We start from the raw sequence: 16342 nt of genomic DNA, 5'->3' as shown, positions 1-16342 counted from the left end.
CGGGGAACCCCACCGCCGTACCCGATCCGGTCGAGCCGCGGGAGGCCAGGTGACCGCCGTCCATCTCGCCACCGCCGACCTGGGTGCGCTGCTCCAGCTGATGCCCGTCCAGCGGGCCGGTCTCGCCCTGCTCCTCGCGGCGGTCGGACTGCCCGTCATCGGGGTGGTCATCGTCGGGCTCGACATCATGCCGGTCCGGTTCGCGATGATGCACGTGGCCCTGTTCGGCATCGCGGTCGGGCTGCTCACCGGTCTGGACCCGATGCTCTGCGCTCTCGTCGCCTGTGCGCTCGCCGGGGCCTCGGTCGCCCCGCTCGCCCGTACCCCGGACGGGCTGTCCGGGGCCATGGGGCTGCTGATGAGCCTGGCCATCGCCGCCGCGCTGCTGCTGCTCGCCGTCTCGGGGGTCAACGCGTCCGGGGCCTTCGCCCTGCTGTGGGGGTCGATCCTCTCCGTCTCGACGTCCGACCTCGTCGTGCTCGGCGCGCTGGCCGTCGCCGTACCCGGACTGTTCTGGTGGCGGCGGCGCGACATCGGCCTGCTCCTCCACGACCGCGAGCTCGCCCAGTGCTCCGGGGTCCCCGTCCGCGCGCTGACCGCGGTCCTCCTCGTCCTCGTCGCGGTCGCGGTCGCCGGGGCGATCAAGCTCACCGGTGCCCTCCTCGTCGACGCGCTGACGCTGCTGCCCGCGCTCGCCGCCCGTCGGCTGGGCACCTCACTGAAGTCGATCACCTTCTGGGCGATCGGTATCGGGGTCGTCGTCAACACGACCGGCTTCCTGCTGGCCCTGTGGCTGGACTGGCCGCCCGGCCCCGTACTCGTCCTGACGGCGGGGGCCGTGGTCCTCGCCGTGCACTTCATACCCGAACGGAGAATCAGCTCATGGCGCGCACCCGCGTCCGTATCACTTCCCTCCTCGCACTGAGCGCGGCACTCGGACTCGTCACCGGCTGCGGAGACAGCGGCGACCCCAAGAACTCCGACACCCCGGGCGGCGCGAAGGGCAAGCCCGTGGTGGTCGTGACCACCACCTGGGAAGGCGCGTTCGCGAAGGCCGCCGGGGCCGAGGACATCAAGGTCATCGTGCCGCAGTCCGTCCACCACGCCCCGGACTACGACCCCAAGCCCTCCGACCTCGCCGCCGTCGCGGCGGCGGACTTCGTGCTGTACGCGCCCTTCGAACCGTACGCGGCGAAGATCAAGGAGGCGGCGGGCTCCGGGGCGGAGCTGGTCGAGGTCAACCTCGACAACGATCCCGCCAAGGTCACGGCGGAGGTCGAGAGACTCGGAGCCCTCTTCGGTACGGAGGACGCCGCGACGAAGTGGAAGGCCGGGTTCGAGACCGAGTACGACCGGCTGAACAAGGACGTCCGGGCCGCGTGGCCGGGCGGCAAGGCCCCCTCCGCCGTCTCCCAGGTCTTCACCGTCTGGGCCGCGGAGCTCGCGGGGGCCACTGTGGCGGGGACGTACGGGCCGGAGGCGGTGACACCGGCTCAGCTCGCCGAACTCTCCGCGAAGAAGCCGGACCTGGTGCTGGACAACGCCCATATGTCGACCGGGACCGTGCTGCCGGACTCCGGCGCCGAGCAGGTCGGGATCGTCAACTACCCGGGCGACGAACTGGACCTGCTGGCCGTCTACCGTGACGCGGCGGCCGGGCTGAAGAAGGCCATGGGCGCCTCCTGACCGTCCCACCCCCCACGGGGCCCGGCAGCCGTCATCGGCCGCCGGGCCCCGCCGGTCATCCCGCCTGGGTGAGCGGCGCGTCCTCGGGAACGCCGGCCCGAGAGCTCCCCGCCAGCCGTTCCCTCAGGGCGGCCCGGTCCGGCTTGCCCGCGGGCGTGAGGGGCAACTCCCCTACCACGAGCAGCCGTTCGGGGTGTTTGCGCCGCTCAAGACCCCGGGCCGTCAGATGGTCGCCCAGGACGTCCAGCGTCGGGGCCTGCGGGCCCCGCGCGACCACACAGGCCGCCAGCCGCTCGCCCATCAGGGGATCAGGGACGCCCACGCACAGCACATCGCGGACCTGCGGGTGGGAGCGGAGTTCGCGTTCGACCTCGGCCGGGCTGATGTTGGCACCGCCGCGTATCACGATGTCCTTCAGCCGTCCGACGACATGCAGGACCCCGTCGGCGTCGAGACGGCCGAGGTCTCCGGTGCGCACCCAGCCGTCGGGGGTGCGGTAGCGGGCGTCGAGGTCGGGGGCGCCCACGTAGCACAGCGGTGTCATGGGCCCCCGGGAGACGATCTCGCCGATCTCCCCGTCGGGCAGGGGCTCGTGGGTCACGGGGGCGGCGATACGGATCTCGGCGACCCGGGGGTCGGGGCGGCCCGCCACGATCCCCGACGCGCTGGTCGGTGGAACCGTACTGCCCAGTCCCGTATGGCAGTTGACGCCGTCGGCGGAGCCGTAGAGGTTGACCACGGGGCAGCCGAAGACCTCGGCGGCGGCGCGGGCGGTGATCTCGTCGAGCGGGGCGCCACCCAGGACCAGCGCGGTGGGGGACGGCAGCCGTTCGCCCGCCCCGTCCAGCCGCTCCAGCATCATGCGGACCGCCGTGGGCACCCCGAGGACATGGGTCGGCTCGTGCTCACGGACCGCCGCGAGCGCGGCCTCGGGCGTGAAGTGGTCGAGCAGGACCAGGGTGCCGCCGTGCCGGGCGAGGGTGACGGCGGTGCCGTTGGAGCCGAAGGCGGAGGCGAGGGGGACGAGGAAGAGGCAGCGCGGCGGTCTTCCGTCGGGGACGAGCGAGGCGAGGAAGTTCCCGCGCCCGCCCGCCAGCGCGTTGTGCGAGTAGGCGATCATCTTCGGCTCGGCCTCGGAGCCGGAGGAGACCAGGATGCGTACGGCGCTGTCGGGGTCGGGACGGGCGGGGACGAACCCCCCGGGGTCGCTCCGCAGGAGATCCGCCCAGGGGACCGCCCCCTCGGGTGCGGTGCCGGGCCCGACCGCCACCACATCCCGGAGGAAGGGCAAGCGCGGGGAGAGGGCCAGCAGGTCGGCCGCGTGGGAGGAGCCGCGGTGGTCGACCGGGGCGATGACGGCGACGGCCTCGGCCCGGCCGAGCAGCGACTCCGCCTCCTTCGGACCCCGGCCCACGGGGAAGGGGAGGGCGACGGCACCGAGGGCGGCCAGGGCCAGATCGGCGATGACGGCGTTCCGGTTGTTCGGCAGCTGCACGCCGACCACATCGCCCTCGCGTATGCCGAGGTCTCTCAGCCCGGTGGCCAGACATCGGACCTTGCGGTCCAGGGCGGTGTAACAGAGCTTGCCCTTGGCGTCCAGGACGGCCGTGCGGTGCAGGTCGGCGATCTGGCGGGCCCGGAAGAGGCTGTAGAGGTCGAGTCCGGGGCAGGTTCCGTCGACCACCCAGGACCGGCGGAGTTCGGCGGGCAGCAGATCGTTCAGGGCGACGGTCATACGAAGCTCCAGGGGTCGGGAACGGCGGGGGCACCGTGCGCGTCACGGCTGACGGCGCCCGGGAAGCGCGGGTCGTGGTGGAGGGCGGAGAGGTCGGTGGTGACGGCCGTGGCGGTAAGGCCCCGCTCCCGCAGCAGGGCCAGGGCGTCACGGGTGGAGAGCTCGCGCAGGTCGTACGGGGACGTGGCCGGGGCGCTCGCGTCGGAGGGGGCGACCCAGCCGTCGGCCGTCGGCAGCGGATGGCGGAACCCGGCGGGCCGTCTGGCGTTGCCCCCGGCGGCCGCCCGCCGGAGCGCGGGGCGGGTCAGGGTGTCGGCGGCGCCGAGGAGCGAGGAGTCCACCCGCACGCCACGGCCGGTGCGTTCGCGGAGCAGCAGTCCCGCGAGGACGGCTTCGGTGCCGTGCAGCCCGCCGAGCACATCGAGCAGGGTCATCAGCGACGGGGCGGGCGCCTCGCCCTCCGGCCGGACCGCCTCGCCCACCCCGGTGCGGGCCTGCACCATGAAGTCGGTGCCCATGGGGGCGTCCTGGAGCCGGTCGGCCCAGCCGCTGGTGTAGGCGTAGACCAGGGCGGGGTTGACGGGGGCGAGGTCGTCGGCGTCGAGGCCGAGGTGGGCGGCCTTGCCCGGAGCCCAGTTGTGCAGGAAGACATCGGCTTCGGCGGCCAGTTCCCGCAGGCGGCGCCGGTCGCCCGCCGCCTTGATGTCGATCTCCACGGCCTTCTTGCCCCGGTTGAGGGCGAGCCAGCGGGCCGATGTCCCGGAGCAGGTGGGTGGCATGCCCCGCAGCGGATCGCCGCCCGGGGGCTCGATCCGGATGATCTCGGCCCCCAGCAGACCGAGGAGGTGGGCGGCCAGGGGTGCCTGGATGCGCCGCCCCGCCTCCAGGACGGTCAGCCCGGCGAGCGGCCGGGTGGAGGAGGGCGCGGCCCCCTTCCCGTAACTCTCCTGTCCAGTAAGGCGATGGAGCGGGCGCAGCGACCAGGGGGCTGAGCCGTCGGCTTCCCGGGCCCGCTCCGCCAGGGTGCGCAGGACGCAGACCTCCGCACCGGAGTCCGCCGCCGCCCGCCGGATGCGCGGGAGGGGGTGCGCCCGGGTCACGGCGTGGAGGGCCTCGGGGAAGGGCGCGCAGGCGGTGGCGTAGCGGAACTGGAACGGCCGCCACCCGGCCCGCATGGCGTCGGCCGGGGCCGCCAGGGCCCGCCAGAACGCGGCCCAGGCTTCCGGGTCGAGGGTCTCCAGCTCGAACAGCACGCCTTCGGCCGAGGTGAAGGGCGGTCCGCCCGGGGCGAGTTCGGTGGATTCGCCCTCGTCGGCACCGGCGGCCGCCAGGTACTGGGAGACGGCGAGCAGCCCGGCCCGGTCCGCCCGGACGCTCAGGTGCGCGGGCCCGGCGCCCCGGGCCTGGCCGAGCAGACCGGCGAGCAGCCCCTGGACGGTGAGGACGGCGGTGGCCGTCGCCACGTAGTCGACGGCCAGGCCCCGGGGGCTTCCGTCGCGTCGGCCGTGCACCGCCATGATGCCGGTCGCGGCCTGTACGGTCGCCTCGTCGACGAGCCCGCTCGTGGGGTCGGCCCAGGTGACGGCCGCCCCGGCCGGGTCGAAGCCGCCGCCGGTGAGCGTGATACGGCCCGAGGGGTCCTGGCCGGCCGCCTCACCGGACCCCGCCGCCTGCTCCGCATCCGCGCCGAGCAGTCTCAGGTGCCGGGCCACGACTTCGGTCAGCTGCGGGGGTCCTGACGTGCGGAAACTCAGTGTGTCGAGCGGCTGGACCGGCTGCGTGGTGACGGGAAACGCCATGCCTCTCCTCTCCCGGCGCGGCGGTGGCCGTCGCCCAGGTCGAACGGGACGCGGGAACTCGGAGAGGTGCTGACCCGACCAGTTCCACAGACAGAGAGTCGGACAGCAGTTCCCACGGGTTCCCGGGAATGAGGAGGAATACGATGAAGAATGCGGCCATCGCCCCCATCGGCCCGGATCAACCAGAAGTGGGTGAAGCCGAGTTGAGGGAGCGGATCGCCGCCTTCGTCCGTACCCGGGTGATCCCCGCCGAGCCGGTGCTCGACGCGGGAGGAGGCGAGGCGGCGGCCGCCCTGGCGGAGCTGCGGGCGGCGGCACGCGCCGCCGGACTGTGGGCCCTGCCGCTCCCCGCGGAGCTGGGCGGCGGCGGCCTGTCCTTCCGTGCGTACGCGGCGCTCGCCGAGGCCGAGGGGGCCAGCGACCACGGCCCCGCCGCGCTGGGCTCCGCCGCGCTGCTCGACGTCACCATGCTGACCCGCCACGGCTCCCCCCGGGTACGCGAGAAGTATCTGGAGGGACTGGTCTCGGGCGGACTGCGCAGCTGCTACGCGATGACGGAACCGGGGGTACCGGGCACCGCCCCGCTCCTCACCGGGACCCGGGCCGAGGCCCGTACCGACGGCAACTGGCTGGTCAGCGGCCGCAAATGGTTCACCTCCGGAGCGGCCGACGCCGACCTCGTCACCGTGCTGGCCCGCACCGGAGGAACGGCACCCGACCGTGACGGGCTGGCCCTGTTCGTCGTGCCGACCGGTTCACCCGGGTTCCGTGTCGTACGCGAACTCCCCGTGCTCGGGGCCACGGGCCAGTACGAGATCGAGCTCGACCGGGTCCTCGTCCCCGCCGACCACCTCCTCGGTGCGGGAGGCGACGCGCTGGCCATCGCGGGTGAACGGCTCGCGCTCGGCCGCACCCTGCGCTGTCTGCGCTGGCTCGGCCAGGCCCAGCGGGCTTTCGACCTCATGTGCGAACGGGCCGCCACCCACGGCGGATCGCGCGGGCCGCTCGCCGGCCACCAGCTGGTCCAGCAGCACGTCTTCGACGCGCTCCTCGCCCTGCGCACCACCCGTCCCCTGGTGCACGAGGCGGTGGCGCTGATCGCGGCGGGAGAGGACGCCCGTACGGAAGTGGGGCTGGCCAAGGTCGCCGCCGCCCGGATGCTCCAGCGGGTCACGGACTCCGCGATCCAGGTCCACGGGGCCGCCGGGCTCGGCCCCGACACCGCGCTGCCGTCCCTGTTCCGGGGCGGGCGGGCGGCCCGCATCCTGGACGGCCCGGACGAGCTGCACATCACCTCGGTGGCCGCCCGGGTCCTGCGCGGCTACAGCCCGGGAAACAATTCCCCTATACGTGGGTGATGTCGACCAGCCCGTCGAGCGCGGCCAGCCCGAGGGCCAGGAAGAAGTCGCCCCAGATCAGTTCATGGCGCACCGCGACGCCCTTGGCGGCGTCGTAGCAGCCGTCCAGGAGCATGCCCGCCGGACGCCCGGGGCCCGGCCCGGTGAGATGGTCCTCGGCGAGACGCTTCAGGACCGCCCGGGCCCGGAGCGAACACAGCGCGGCCCGGGGCACCCCGGTACGCGCCAGCTTGAGCAGCGCGACGGCGGTGATCGCGGCGGCCGAGGTGTCCAGCACCGGCTGCGGCGGGGACACATGAGCGGGCGGGACAAGTCGCCCGGTCAGCGCCTCCGTCCGGGTCAGCAGCCGCTCGGCGGCGAGGGTGAGCCGCTCCGGCCGCCGCCCGGCCACCTCCGGGCAGAGCAGCGCGTCGGCCACGGCCAGCAGCATCCACGCCTCGCCCCTGCTCCAGCCCGGTGCGGGGTCCGGGCAGGGGCGCCACCCCGTCGCCGCGTCGAACCGCCAGGCGGGCCGGGGCCGGACACCGCTGCCGGAACGCTCCTCGTGCTCCTCGCCCAGGAAGAGGCCGAGGTGCCGGTGCAGATGGGCCGCCGCCACGGCCGGTCCCTCGCCACCGGCCCGGGCCAGGAGCGGCACCAGACCCGGTACGCCGTCGGCCCGGGCCAGCAGCCGGGGCCCGCCGAACGCCGCACCCCAGGGCACGATCCCGGGCCCGGGGTCGTACGAAGCGAGGCAGGCCCGGCCCGCCGCTCCCCGGAGCGCGGCGGCTTCCTCCGTATCGAAGGCAGGAGCCGTCGCGTACCAGAGGATCAGCCCCCGGGTGGCGGTGTCGGCGGTCGCCCAGGGCGCCAGGCGGGCGGTGCACCGGGCAGCGGCGAGCCGGTCCGCCTCCGTGCGCGTACCGCGGGCCCGCAGCCACAGCAGTCCGGCCCAGAAGCCACCGGTCCACGAGCCCCGGCCGGTCGTCGTCCACCGCCCGTCACCGGGGTCGGCGTACAACGGGAAGCGCTCGCCGACCTCGGCCTCGGTCACCGTGACCCGGCCGATGACGGCGGCGAGGGCACGGCCCGCCCAGGCGTCGGCGGTCATGCCGCCCTACCCGCCCGCGCACGCCGGTCCCGTACGCACCAGAGGAAGGCGACCGCTCCGGCCACGGCGAACTCCGCCGCGACGAGCGACCAGCCCGCCCCGTACCGGCCGTCCCCCGCGAGCAGGCCGAACAGGGGCGGCCCCACGGCGAACCCGGCGAAGAACCCCGCCGCGACGAGCGCCGAGTCCGTCCCTGCCCGGCCGGGCACGGCACGCTGCATGACCAGCACCATCGATACGGCGTTGCCGGAGACCGCGAACACCCCGATGGCGACGGCCCCGGCCCACACCAGCGGCACCGCGAGGGCCCCGCCCGCCAGCAGGGCCACCGCACCGACCGCACCACAGGCCAGCAGCCCCAGGAGCCACTCGGCCCGCCCCGGGCCGGCCACCTTCGACCAGCCGATCCGCCCGAGGACGCCCGCCACCCCGAGGACGGCGACGAGACCACCGGCCAGGGTGGGGCCCATCCCCAGACGGTCCACCCCGTACAGGGCCAGGTAGGTGTTGACGGAGGCGATACCGGCTCCCAGGAACAGGGAGAACCCCGCCAGCCAGGCCACCATGCCCCGCGGGACGTACGAGGCCGGGGCGGGCGCGGCCGACGCCGCGGGCGGGTCCGCGGGCAGCGCGCGGAACGCCCACACCCCGGCGAGCAGGGCCACCCCGGCAGCGGTCCACACGGCACCGCGCCAGCCGACCCCACCGGCGAGCGCGGCCAGCGGGAGCCCGGCGGCGAACGCCCCCAGCTGCACACCGGACTGCTTGAGCCCGGTCACCGCACCCCGCCGGTCCGGCCGGACCGTGGCCAGGATCGCCTTGTTGGTGGCCGGGTTGGCCAGGGCCTGCGGAATTCCCCCCAGCGCGACGGCCCCCAGCAGCAGCCCCGCACCGGGAGCGGCCCCGATGAGCGCGAGGGCGAGGGCGGAGACCAGGAACAGGAACACCAGCGTGCGCCGGGGCCCGATACGGTCCACCATCCGGCCCCCGCTCGGGGAGAGCACGGCGGCCGTCCCGAAACCGACCGTGGCCGTCAGCCCCAGGACGGCGGGCGAGAGGTCCAGCGCCCCGACCATGCGCGGCCCCAGGGCACCGATGAGGAACAACTGCATCATCGAGAACGCCATGGCGCAGGTGAGCAGGGCGGTCACGGTGCGGGACTCCCGGTCCCGCGCACCCGGCGCCGTCGCCGCCGCCGTCTTCCTCTCCGCCACCACAGAAGTCTCCGTTCCTCGCGCGGAAATGACAGACTGTCGAGAAGACAGTCGGATGAACCGGCTTGCTGGTTCCAGCTTCTCCTGTGCCGGGTTACCCCACCGATCCGTTCAGGTCGCGTTCCACCCGTCGCGGAGGGCCGGGGTGGATCTGCATGTCCGCCGTCAGCCGGGCCACGAGACTCGACTCCACATAGGGGTGACTGCCCCGGTGGTCATCGCTCCTCACCCGCATCCGCTCGTACCAGTGCCACACGACCAGTTCCAGTCCGTGCTGTGCCAGGAAATCCCGGAGGAAGGATTTCCTGGTCAGGAAGGCCCGGCTGTTGTCCCCGGGTTCCTCGTAGTAGGTGAATACGGGGACGCCCGCGGCATCCAGCCAGCTGGGGCCCCGCATGTCGAATGTCAGTGACGCGGTCTGCTGGATGAAGCTCGAAGGCAGGACGGCGGTCGCGGTTTCTCCGATGGAGCAGTCCAGGATGTTGCCCTCCCAGGTGTACTGCTCGACGGCGGGAACGATCTCCAGGGATTCTCCGCCGATCTCCACCGCACGCAATTCGCCGTGCCGGTGCGGGCAGGAGGGGCCGAAGCGCCCGACTTCACCGACGTAACAGCAGTCGGTATGGCCGTTCGACTCGACAAGGTCCCGGAAGTCGTGACGTGTCTCCTCCTTCAGGGCGGCCAGGAGTCTCCGGGAGGAGCCCGCCCTGACCAGCAGGGTGTCGACGGCGCTCTTCTCCTGGAGCCCGCGCCAGCCCTTTTCGGCCAGAGGGTCGGTCTTCCGCACGAAGCTTTCGAGTACCACCCAGTCGTCGCCCTGCCGGTCGCGGAGGAACAGGGAACCGGCGACGGTCGGTTCGGAATCGGTGTCGGCCAGGAACCTCACGATGTCTCCCCGGTACCGGTCGAACTGGATTCGGGCCGGGGGCCATGCGTCCAGAGCGATCAGCGGCCGGCCCCATGCGGAGGCGCCGTTCCCACCGTTTTCGTCAAAGACGCGGAAGGCGATCGGAGGAAGGCTGGGGTCGATCTCACGATCGCCGATGATCTGGTGCAGCCCTTCATACGGCTGACTGTCGTCGAAGCGCCGCGATGCCTGATAGTTGTCCGCGATACGGGCCAGCAGTTCGTGATAGGCCATCCACTGGTATTTCTTTCCCCAGCGCTCGGCCTTGTGCCCTTCCCTGCCACGCCCATGGCCGATATTGCGGTCCTGCTCCCCGAAGAGTTCCGGTGTCCAGCCGAGGCCGATCGTACGGCGGAAGATCCAGCGGCAGGCGATGTCGGCCGGGTAGTCGTGGTCGACCGGCTTCGGGAGCACGAAAGCGGCTTCCCAGAGCTCTCGCTGTTCTCCGCTCAACGGGTCGTCCTCACCGTGGATCAGCAGCTCCCACTGGCTCAGGGCCTGCTCTTCGGGGTTGCGCAACCGGTCGGCGAGTTCGGTCTTCTGACGCTCGGTCAGCGATGCGAGGAACTTCGTCCAGCGGCTCCTGACGAACCGTGGCTCGCGGCGCTCCCGCCCGGGGAACGGCCGCCCCACGCGGTGACGCGAGAAGTGATGGACCCCGGGCCGCACGACGTAGCGGGCGAAGTCGCCCAGGCCCATGAGGGAGAAGAGGACCGATGAATAGCTCTCGCTCGGGAGCAGCCCCTCGCGCCGTCCGTACGTGGCCTCGATCGACGCCTCTGTCGGGGGCGGGCCGGGCACGGTGAGGCCGTAGGGACGCCGGGATGTCTCCAGCGCCGATGCGGGCAGCAGGTCGTGGGCCACGGCCCAGCGGACGACACCACGGGCGGCGTCGAGAAGGAGCTCGTCCGGTCGTACGGGCGGGGTGAAGACCAAGTGGTGCACCGACCCGGCGAGTTCCCCGGCCGCGGTGGTGTGCTCGGGCGAGCTGCGCAGCAGGGCACCATAGGAGATCGCGATGACGCGCTGGACCACGTAAGGGTCGTCGACGGTCCAGAAGCGCTCGACGAGGGCGCGCATCACATCGAGGTGTCCCCGCAGGAGTTCCACCAGGGCCTTGGTCGTCCAGTCCCGCATGAAGCGGTTGGGAGAGGAGAGAAGCCAGCACAGCGGGACGCAGGCGAGCTCCAGGACCTTGGCGTCGTACGCGGGGTACGGGCCTTCCGCCGCCCAGCGGGCGAGCCGGGCGGCGGGGCCCGACGTGTCGGACAGGGCGTGGTACGTGGCGAACCCGAAGTCGCTGTCGCGCTCCGGCATCTTCCTTCTCAGCAGATACGCGTGCAGCCCGTCGCCGTTGAGGCGGTTGCCGGGCTGTGGCGCCAGCGCGAAGAGCACCTCGTAGAGCTCGGTGCGGGAGATGTGGGGCTGCGCTTCGTTCAGCAGGTCGACGGTCCGGCGGGTGATCGCCTCCGAGGCCCGGTGGGGCAGGGTCCGCACGAGCGACCGGTAGAGCCGGTGGGCGCGCTGGTACCGGTCGCGGGCCGCTCTGTCCTGGTTCCGGTCGGATCTCCCGGGCATCCTGACACCCAGAAGGTCCGGCAGCTCCACTCCGTACACCTCGGGGAAGAGCGTGGTCGCCGCCTCGCCGATCCCCCAGCTGCTCTCCTCCAGCAGCCAGGACCTGACCGCCTCGTCGGTCAGCGGGTCCTCGGACAGCGCCAGCCGTCGTTGCAGGAGCAGGAAGTCGGCGAACGCCTGGAAGACGATCCGGATGCCTTCCCCGGTCCCCTGGTCCCCGAGGTGGAGCCGCTCACGGGTCAGCACCCCCTCCTCCTGGAGGAGGCCCAGAAGCCTGGCCGTGTCGATACCGGAGCCGTTGAGCTTCGACGTCACCTCCTGATGGGCGGCGGTGGCGCTCATGCCCTCGCGGCCGAGCCGGGAGAGCGCGTCGAGGACGGCGTCGAGGCCGTGCCGGACGTGGGTCTTCACCGCATCGAGTTCGTAGCTGGAACTCACATCGGGGCGGAGGCGGCGGGCGACCGTGGTGACCTTGGCGCTGACGTAGCGCTCGAAGATGGCGACGCGGCCCTGGTGTCCCGTCGGAACCGGTCCGGCATCCGTCCGGCAGAGGCTTTCGCAGTAGAGGCGCAGGAACAGCGGGAGGGTGAACTCCGGTGTGAGCAGCGGGATTCTCGGGGCTTCGAGCCCGTAGTGCTCGAAGTAGCGCTGTGTTGCCTCGACTTCCCGCTCGACGAATCCGGGATGGGTCCGGTGGACGTAGTGCTTCTCCTCGTTGCCCTCCAGCACGAGATCGCGATAGGTGTCACGGCAGGAGACCACCAGGGCCACGTGCGGGTACCGGGCGACAGCGGCCCTGAGCCTCGGCAGGTACGTCCGCCAGAAGTCGGCCGGGACCGTCTCGTTGAGCGCGTCGACCAGGATCAGGAACCGGCTCCCGGACGTGGCGGCGGCTTCGCCCGCCGCGTCCATGGCGCTGAGCAGGGCGTCGCCGCCGACCGGTTCCAGGCCGAGCTGGTCCGTGACGCTGGCCCAGAGGTCTCCCCTGCCGAACTGGGCTCCGGCCAGGAACACGGCGGGGCGATCGGCCAGCAGCGCCCGGTGGGTCGCGTCGAGGAGCAGGTGGGTCTTGCCCGAACCGGCCTGCCCCGTAAGGAAGTAGACGCGCCGCTCGAAGGCCCGGCCGACGGAGGACTCCAGCCAGGAGAGCAGTTCGCCGACCGCCCTGTGCAGCGCTCTCACGCTGTAGCGGTCGGTCCGTTCCGGTGGGGCGTCCCCTCTCCGGGGATCGTCCTCGGGCAGCTCCCGCCACTCGGCCTTCAGCCGCCGCTCGTACTCCGTGGCGGCGTCGACGGCCTCGGCGGAGGCCCGCAGCTGCCGTGCGAGCGCGTCGAGCACGGTCGGCGGGGCGCCCGCTCGCAGGTCGAGGGTGCTTACGGTGGACCTGAGCGCATGTGCCTGGTCCTGGACGGCTCGGTGGACACCGGTTCCCGCCTCGCGGCCCGCTCCGGGCAGCGGTTGCAGGTCGTCCACCGCGGCGACGACATCGCGGCACAACCGCTCGAAGGCGGCGAGGACCGACCGGTCGTGGCCGAGCGCCAGCAGGTCCTGCTGGATGGGCACGTCGACCTGGAGGTCGGGCCGGTACTTCTCGCCCGCGGCATCGGCCTGTTCCCGGTAGCGCTGTTCGAGCCAGTCGGGGCCGAGGACCATGTGGTCCCACCAGAACCAGCGGCGGCCGCGGTGCTCCGGCCTGGACAGCTCGTCCAGCAGGTCGCTCTCCTGCACCAGTTCGAAGTCGATCCTGTCGGCGCCGGGGATCGTCTTCTTCCAGGTCGCGGTCTTGTCCTCGTACTTCTGCCGCTGGGACTTGCGCCGGCCCCCGCTCGTCCCCGTCGCCAGGTTCCAGGAGATCGCGAAGACCAGCTTGCGGAGCCCCGGCCGTTCCTTCGCGACCCGCTCGACCGAGCCCGTCATCGCGGTCAGCAGGGCGTCGATGCCCTCTACGTGCTTGGCCTGCCACCCCCACTCCGTACCGTCAGGCAGCGAGGCGTACCACTCCACACCGCCGTCGGGGTTTCCGGTCCGGACCGCCCGTGTACCGGGCGGCACCCGGCCCTTGAGGAGCTGGTACGAGAGCTCCTCGAACGCCCGGCTCTGCTCGCCGTTCCAGGTACGCAGCGTCCTGAAGCTCAGCCCGCCCACGATGACCGCCGCACCTCCGCCTCAGGGGATGCGCCCAGGGTATCCCCGGCGCCGGAGTCACCGTGCCGGACCGGCCAGCGGAAGGACGTACTGGCCCGCGAGACGCGCCAGGTGCAGCGGGAGCGGGCGGGCGAGCGGCGGGTAGTCGTCGTGGTAGCGCAGCTGGTGCGTCAGCGTCGCCCACTCCGCGGGCCGGTCGGGCGTATCGCCTCCGCGCCCCGAGTCCGCCAACGCCTTCTCCGACAGGCAGCAGAGCACGGTGACCTCCAGCTGCCCGGGGTTCCACGCGGTCTTCCCGGGCGCTGTGCGGCCCTGCGCCGTGGGCACGAGCTTCATGAGCCCCTTCGGCAGCTTCGCCACCGTGTGCGGGGTCGAGGCCGTGCTCGCGAAGACGCGGCTCTCCGGGTCCGCCGTCCCCCACACCCCCTCGGCGAAGCCGACCCTGCCCCGGGCGTCGTGGGCGTACCACTCCGCCACTTCCTCCCGCGCGTTGGCGTCCCGTACGAGCACCGTCCGCAGGCCGTCCCCGTAGACCGTGTGGCGCTGGGCGGGCTCGGTGCCGAAGCCGAGCAGGTCGCGGGCCAGCGCGCCGTTGCGCAGTGCGGGCCAGCACTGGCGCAGATTGGCCGCGTCCGCCAGCAGGAGCGTCGGGCGGTCACGGAGCTGGAAGAGCAGCGCGCGGATCTGCCGTTCGGTCTCCCGCCGCCTGTGCTGCTCCACCCCCGGCCGGGCGGCGCTCCGGAGCGGCTCTCCTCCGGCGGCCGCGCCCTCGCCGGAGCCCTCCGCGGCCTCCTCCGCCACCGGTTCCTCCGCCGGTTCCGCCGCCGGTCCCTCCGCCCGGGAGAGCATCAGCAACAGCTTCGGGTACGGCACCCACTCGGCGCGCTCGGCGTCCCACCCCTCGATGGCGCCCGGTCCCTCCCCGGGGCGGACCCGCACCGCGACCAGCCGGTGGGCGGGGTACCGCGTGGGCCCCTTCCTGGTGTGGCGTACGAGCCAGAGCGCCGCGTACTGGAGGTCGCCGGGGATTCCGGCCCCCACCCGGTGGGCGGGCGGGCTGATCGCGCCGAGCTGCCGGAAGGCGTCCAGCCAGGTCCACCTGGCCCGGTGCTCCAGGCTGCCGTCGGTGTCGTCGGGCAGGTTGACGAACTGGCTCAGCCTGCCCTGCCGCGCCCAGGCGATGCGCAGCGCGTGCTTGGGGTCGGAGTCGGGGACGGCGGCGAAGCGCTCCTTGCCCGCGATCTCCGCGATCACCAGAGAGGCCCCTCCGGGTCGCGGGGCCGACCGGTCCGCCACCAGTCGGCAGCGCCCTTCGACGGCTTCGGCCAGCCGGACGGCCCTGGGGCGTCCGCGCTCCCGGGAGACCGGCAGGGCATCGGCGAGGGGTCCGGCGGGCCGGGCGTGTACCCGGATCTCGACGCCCTCCCCTTCCCACCGCCAGGTGTCGTCTCCGGCCGCCCCCGTCCTCTCCCCGGCCGGGAGGCCGATGAGCTTCGGCAGCTGGGCGAGCAGTGCGGCCCGGGTCTGCGGGGACTGCCAGAGGACCTCGACCTCCAGGGGACGGCCGTCCAGTGCGCGGGCCAGCGCCGCCCGCCGTTGCAGGGCCAGCTGCGCCTCCCGGACGCCCGGTTCGCGTCCGGCGCCCGAACGGGGCAGCAGCGAGGGGGTGTTGCTCCGGGTGACCCGGGTGAGGTCGGGGACCCGGGTGAGCAGGGGGCGCAGCCCTTCCTCGACCCAGGCGTCCAGGTCGGCCCGCTCCCGCGGCATCAGCCCGGGGCCGACCTGGTGGGGTCCGTTCGACGGGTGGTGGACGATGCCCGCGGCCACGTCTCCGCACCCGTTGATCCAGCGTTCCGGATGGGTGAACAGCTCTGTGGGATCGGGGTAGTTGCGGACGATGTCGAGTTCGGGCACGAGCGGTGCGGGGCTGTGGTGGCGCCAGGCCGGCTGCTTGGCCCGCCGGTCGTAGCCGAGGGTGTTCACCATCAGCCGGTGGCTCCGGTCGGGTCCTCCGGGCCAGGGCAGCGGGGCGTCGAGCAGGACCGTCGTACCGCCCAGCTGGTGGGGGCGCACCTCCAGCCGGGTGGCCCACCGGCGTACCTGTGCGGAGACATGGACGCGGAACCGCGGGGCGAACGGCACGGTGTGCACGGTGATGCTGAGGCAGGCGGAGTAGTACCAGGTCCGGCCCCGGCTCTCGTAGCGCTGGGGCGGCCAGGAGACCAGTCGCGCGCCGTTGCCGGAGCTCTCGACGCGGAAGTGGAGCGTGCTGCCCCCGGTACGGAACGTCCGGGCGGCCAGCCGGAAGGCGACCCACTCGGGCAGCAGGCCGTAGAGCCGGGCGGCGGGTTCGGCGGTACCGCCCGGCGAGGTGACGGTCTCGGTCAGGTCGACCGCTTCGGTCTCCCAGTCCGGCAGCCGGACGGCCTCGGCCGGGTCCTCGGAGCGGAGCCTGTCCTCCAGGTCGGCGCCCTCGGTGTCGTCGTCCTCCCGGTACATGCCCGCCGCCCAGGTGCCGATCACCGGGGCCAGCACCTGGGGCGGGACGGCCTCTCGCGCGTAGAGCCAGGGCAGGCCGCCGTCCGTTCCGGCGTTGCGGCCGGTCGCCATGACACCGGGGGCCATGGCCCGGAGCAGGGAGTTGAGCCTGCGGACGGGGAGCCGGTCGGGGCGGGCGGAGCCCTTGTTGGCCTCGGCGTGCATCCGGGTGAGTTCGGCGTGCAGGTCCTCGCCGAGCCGCAGGACCCGCATCTCCTCCCGCCACGGTCCGTGGAGCGGGTCGGGTTCGTAGGCCGCGACGCGAATGGTGTGGTACACGAAATGCCTCCTG

Annotated in this window: 9 protein-coding genes; 3 read left to right on the top strand and 6 right to left on the bottom strand. The window is 73.3% G+C overall.

Annotation, left to right across the window (positions count from 1 at the left end; all coding sequences use genetic code 11):
• Positions 1-100: 100 nt before the first annotated feature.
• Positions 101-925, top strand: coding sequence for an ABC transporter (locus B7C62_29470; GenBank protein ARF77426.1), 825 nt, complete (start codon positions 101-103; stop codon positions 923-925).
• Positions 883-1686, top strand: a complete 804-nt coding sequence (locus B7C62_29465; GenBank protein ARF75936.1) for an ABC transporter substrate-binding protein — start codon at positions 883-885, stop codon at positions 1684-1686. The genes B7C62_29470 and B7C62_29465 overlap by 43 nt, the downstream gene beginning before the upstream one ends.
• Positions 1687-1741: 55 nt before the next feature.
• On the opposite strand, the gene B7C62_29460 is transcribed toward B7C62_29465, so the two are convergent.
• Together B7C62_29460 and B7C62_29455 are read right to left on the bottom strand one after the other, a co-directional pair.
• Positions 1742-3421: a pentalenene synthase gene (locus B7C62_29460; protein ID ARF75935.1), complete on the bottom strand. Its 1680-nt coding sequence runs from the start codon at positions 3419-3421 to the stop codon at positions 1742-1744.
• Positions 3418-5220, bottom strand: a complete 1803-nt coding sequence (locus B7C62_29455; GenBank protein ID ARF75934.1) for a CoA transferase — start codon at positions 5218-5220, stop codon at positions 3418-3420. The genes B7C62_29460 and B7C62_29455 overlap by 4 nt, the downstream gene beginning before the upstream one ends.
• A gap of 143 nt (positions 5221-5363) precedes the next feature.
• Here B7C62_29455 and B7C62_29450 point away from each other — a divergent pair, with 143 nt between their 5' ends.
• Positions 5364-6578: an acyl-CoA dehydrogenase gene (locus tag B7C62_29450; GenBank protein ARF75933.1), complete on the top strand. Its 1215-nt coding sequence runs from the start codon at positions 5364-5366 to the stop codon at positions 6576-6578.
• On the opposite strand, the gene B7C62_29445 is transcribed toward B7C62_29450, so the two are convergent.
• From B7C62_29445 to B7C62_29430, 4 genes are all read right to left on the bottom strand, one after another.
• Positions 6565-7668 (bottom strand): sugar ABC transporter permease, encoded by a 1104-nt coding sequence (locus B7C62_29445; protein ARF75932.1) that lies wholly within the window; start codon positions 7666-7668, stop codon positions 6565-6567. The two genes, B7C62_29450 and B7C62_29445, sit on opposite strands and share 14 nt — an antisense overlap.
• Positions 7665-8819 (bottom strand): arabinose ABC transporter permease, encoded by a 1155-nt coding sequence (locus B7C62_29440; GenBank protein ARF77425.1) that lies wholly within the window; start codon positions 8817-8819, stop codon positions 7665-7667. Before B7C62_29440 ends, B7C62_29445 begins: the two co-directional genes overlap by 4 nt.
• A gap of 157 nt (positions 8820-8976) precedes the next feature.
• A complete protein-coding gene (locus B7C62_29435) occupies positions 8977-13512 on the bottom strand; it encodes a hypothetical protein (protein ARF75931.1) in 4536 nt (1511 codons plus the stop codon).
• Between the two features lie 57 nt (positions 13513-13569).
• Positions 13570-16263 (bottom strand): hypothetical protein, encoded by a 2694-nt coding sequence (locus B7C62_29430; GenBank protein ID ARF77424.1) that lies wholly within the window; start codon positions 16261-16263, stop codon positions 13570-13572.
• Positions 16264-16342: the final 79 nt, after the last annotated feature.

Source organism: Kitasatospora albolonga, assembly GCA_002082585.1.
GTDB lineage: Bacteria > Actinomycetota > Actinomycetes > Streptomycetales > Streptomycetaceae > Streptomyces > Streptomyces stephensoniae.
This window is presented reverse-complemented; position numbering and strand designations above follow the sequence as displayed.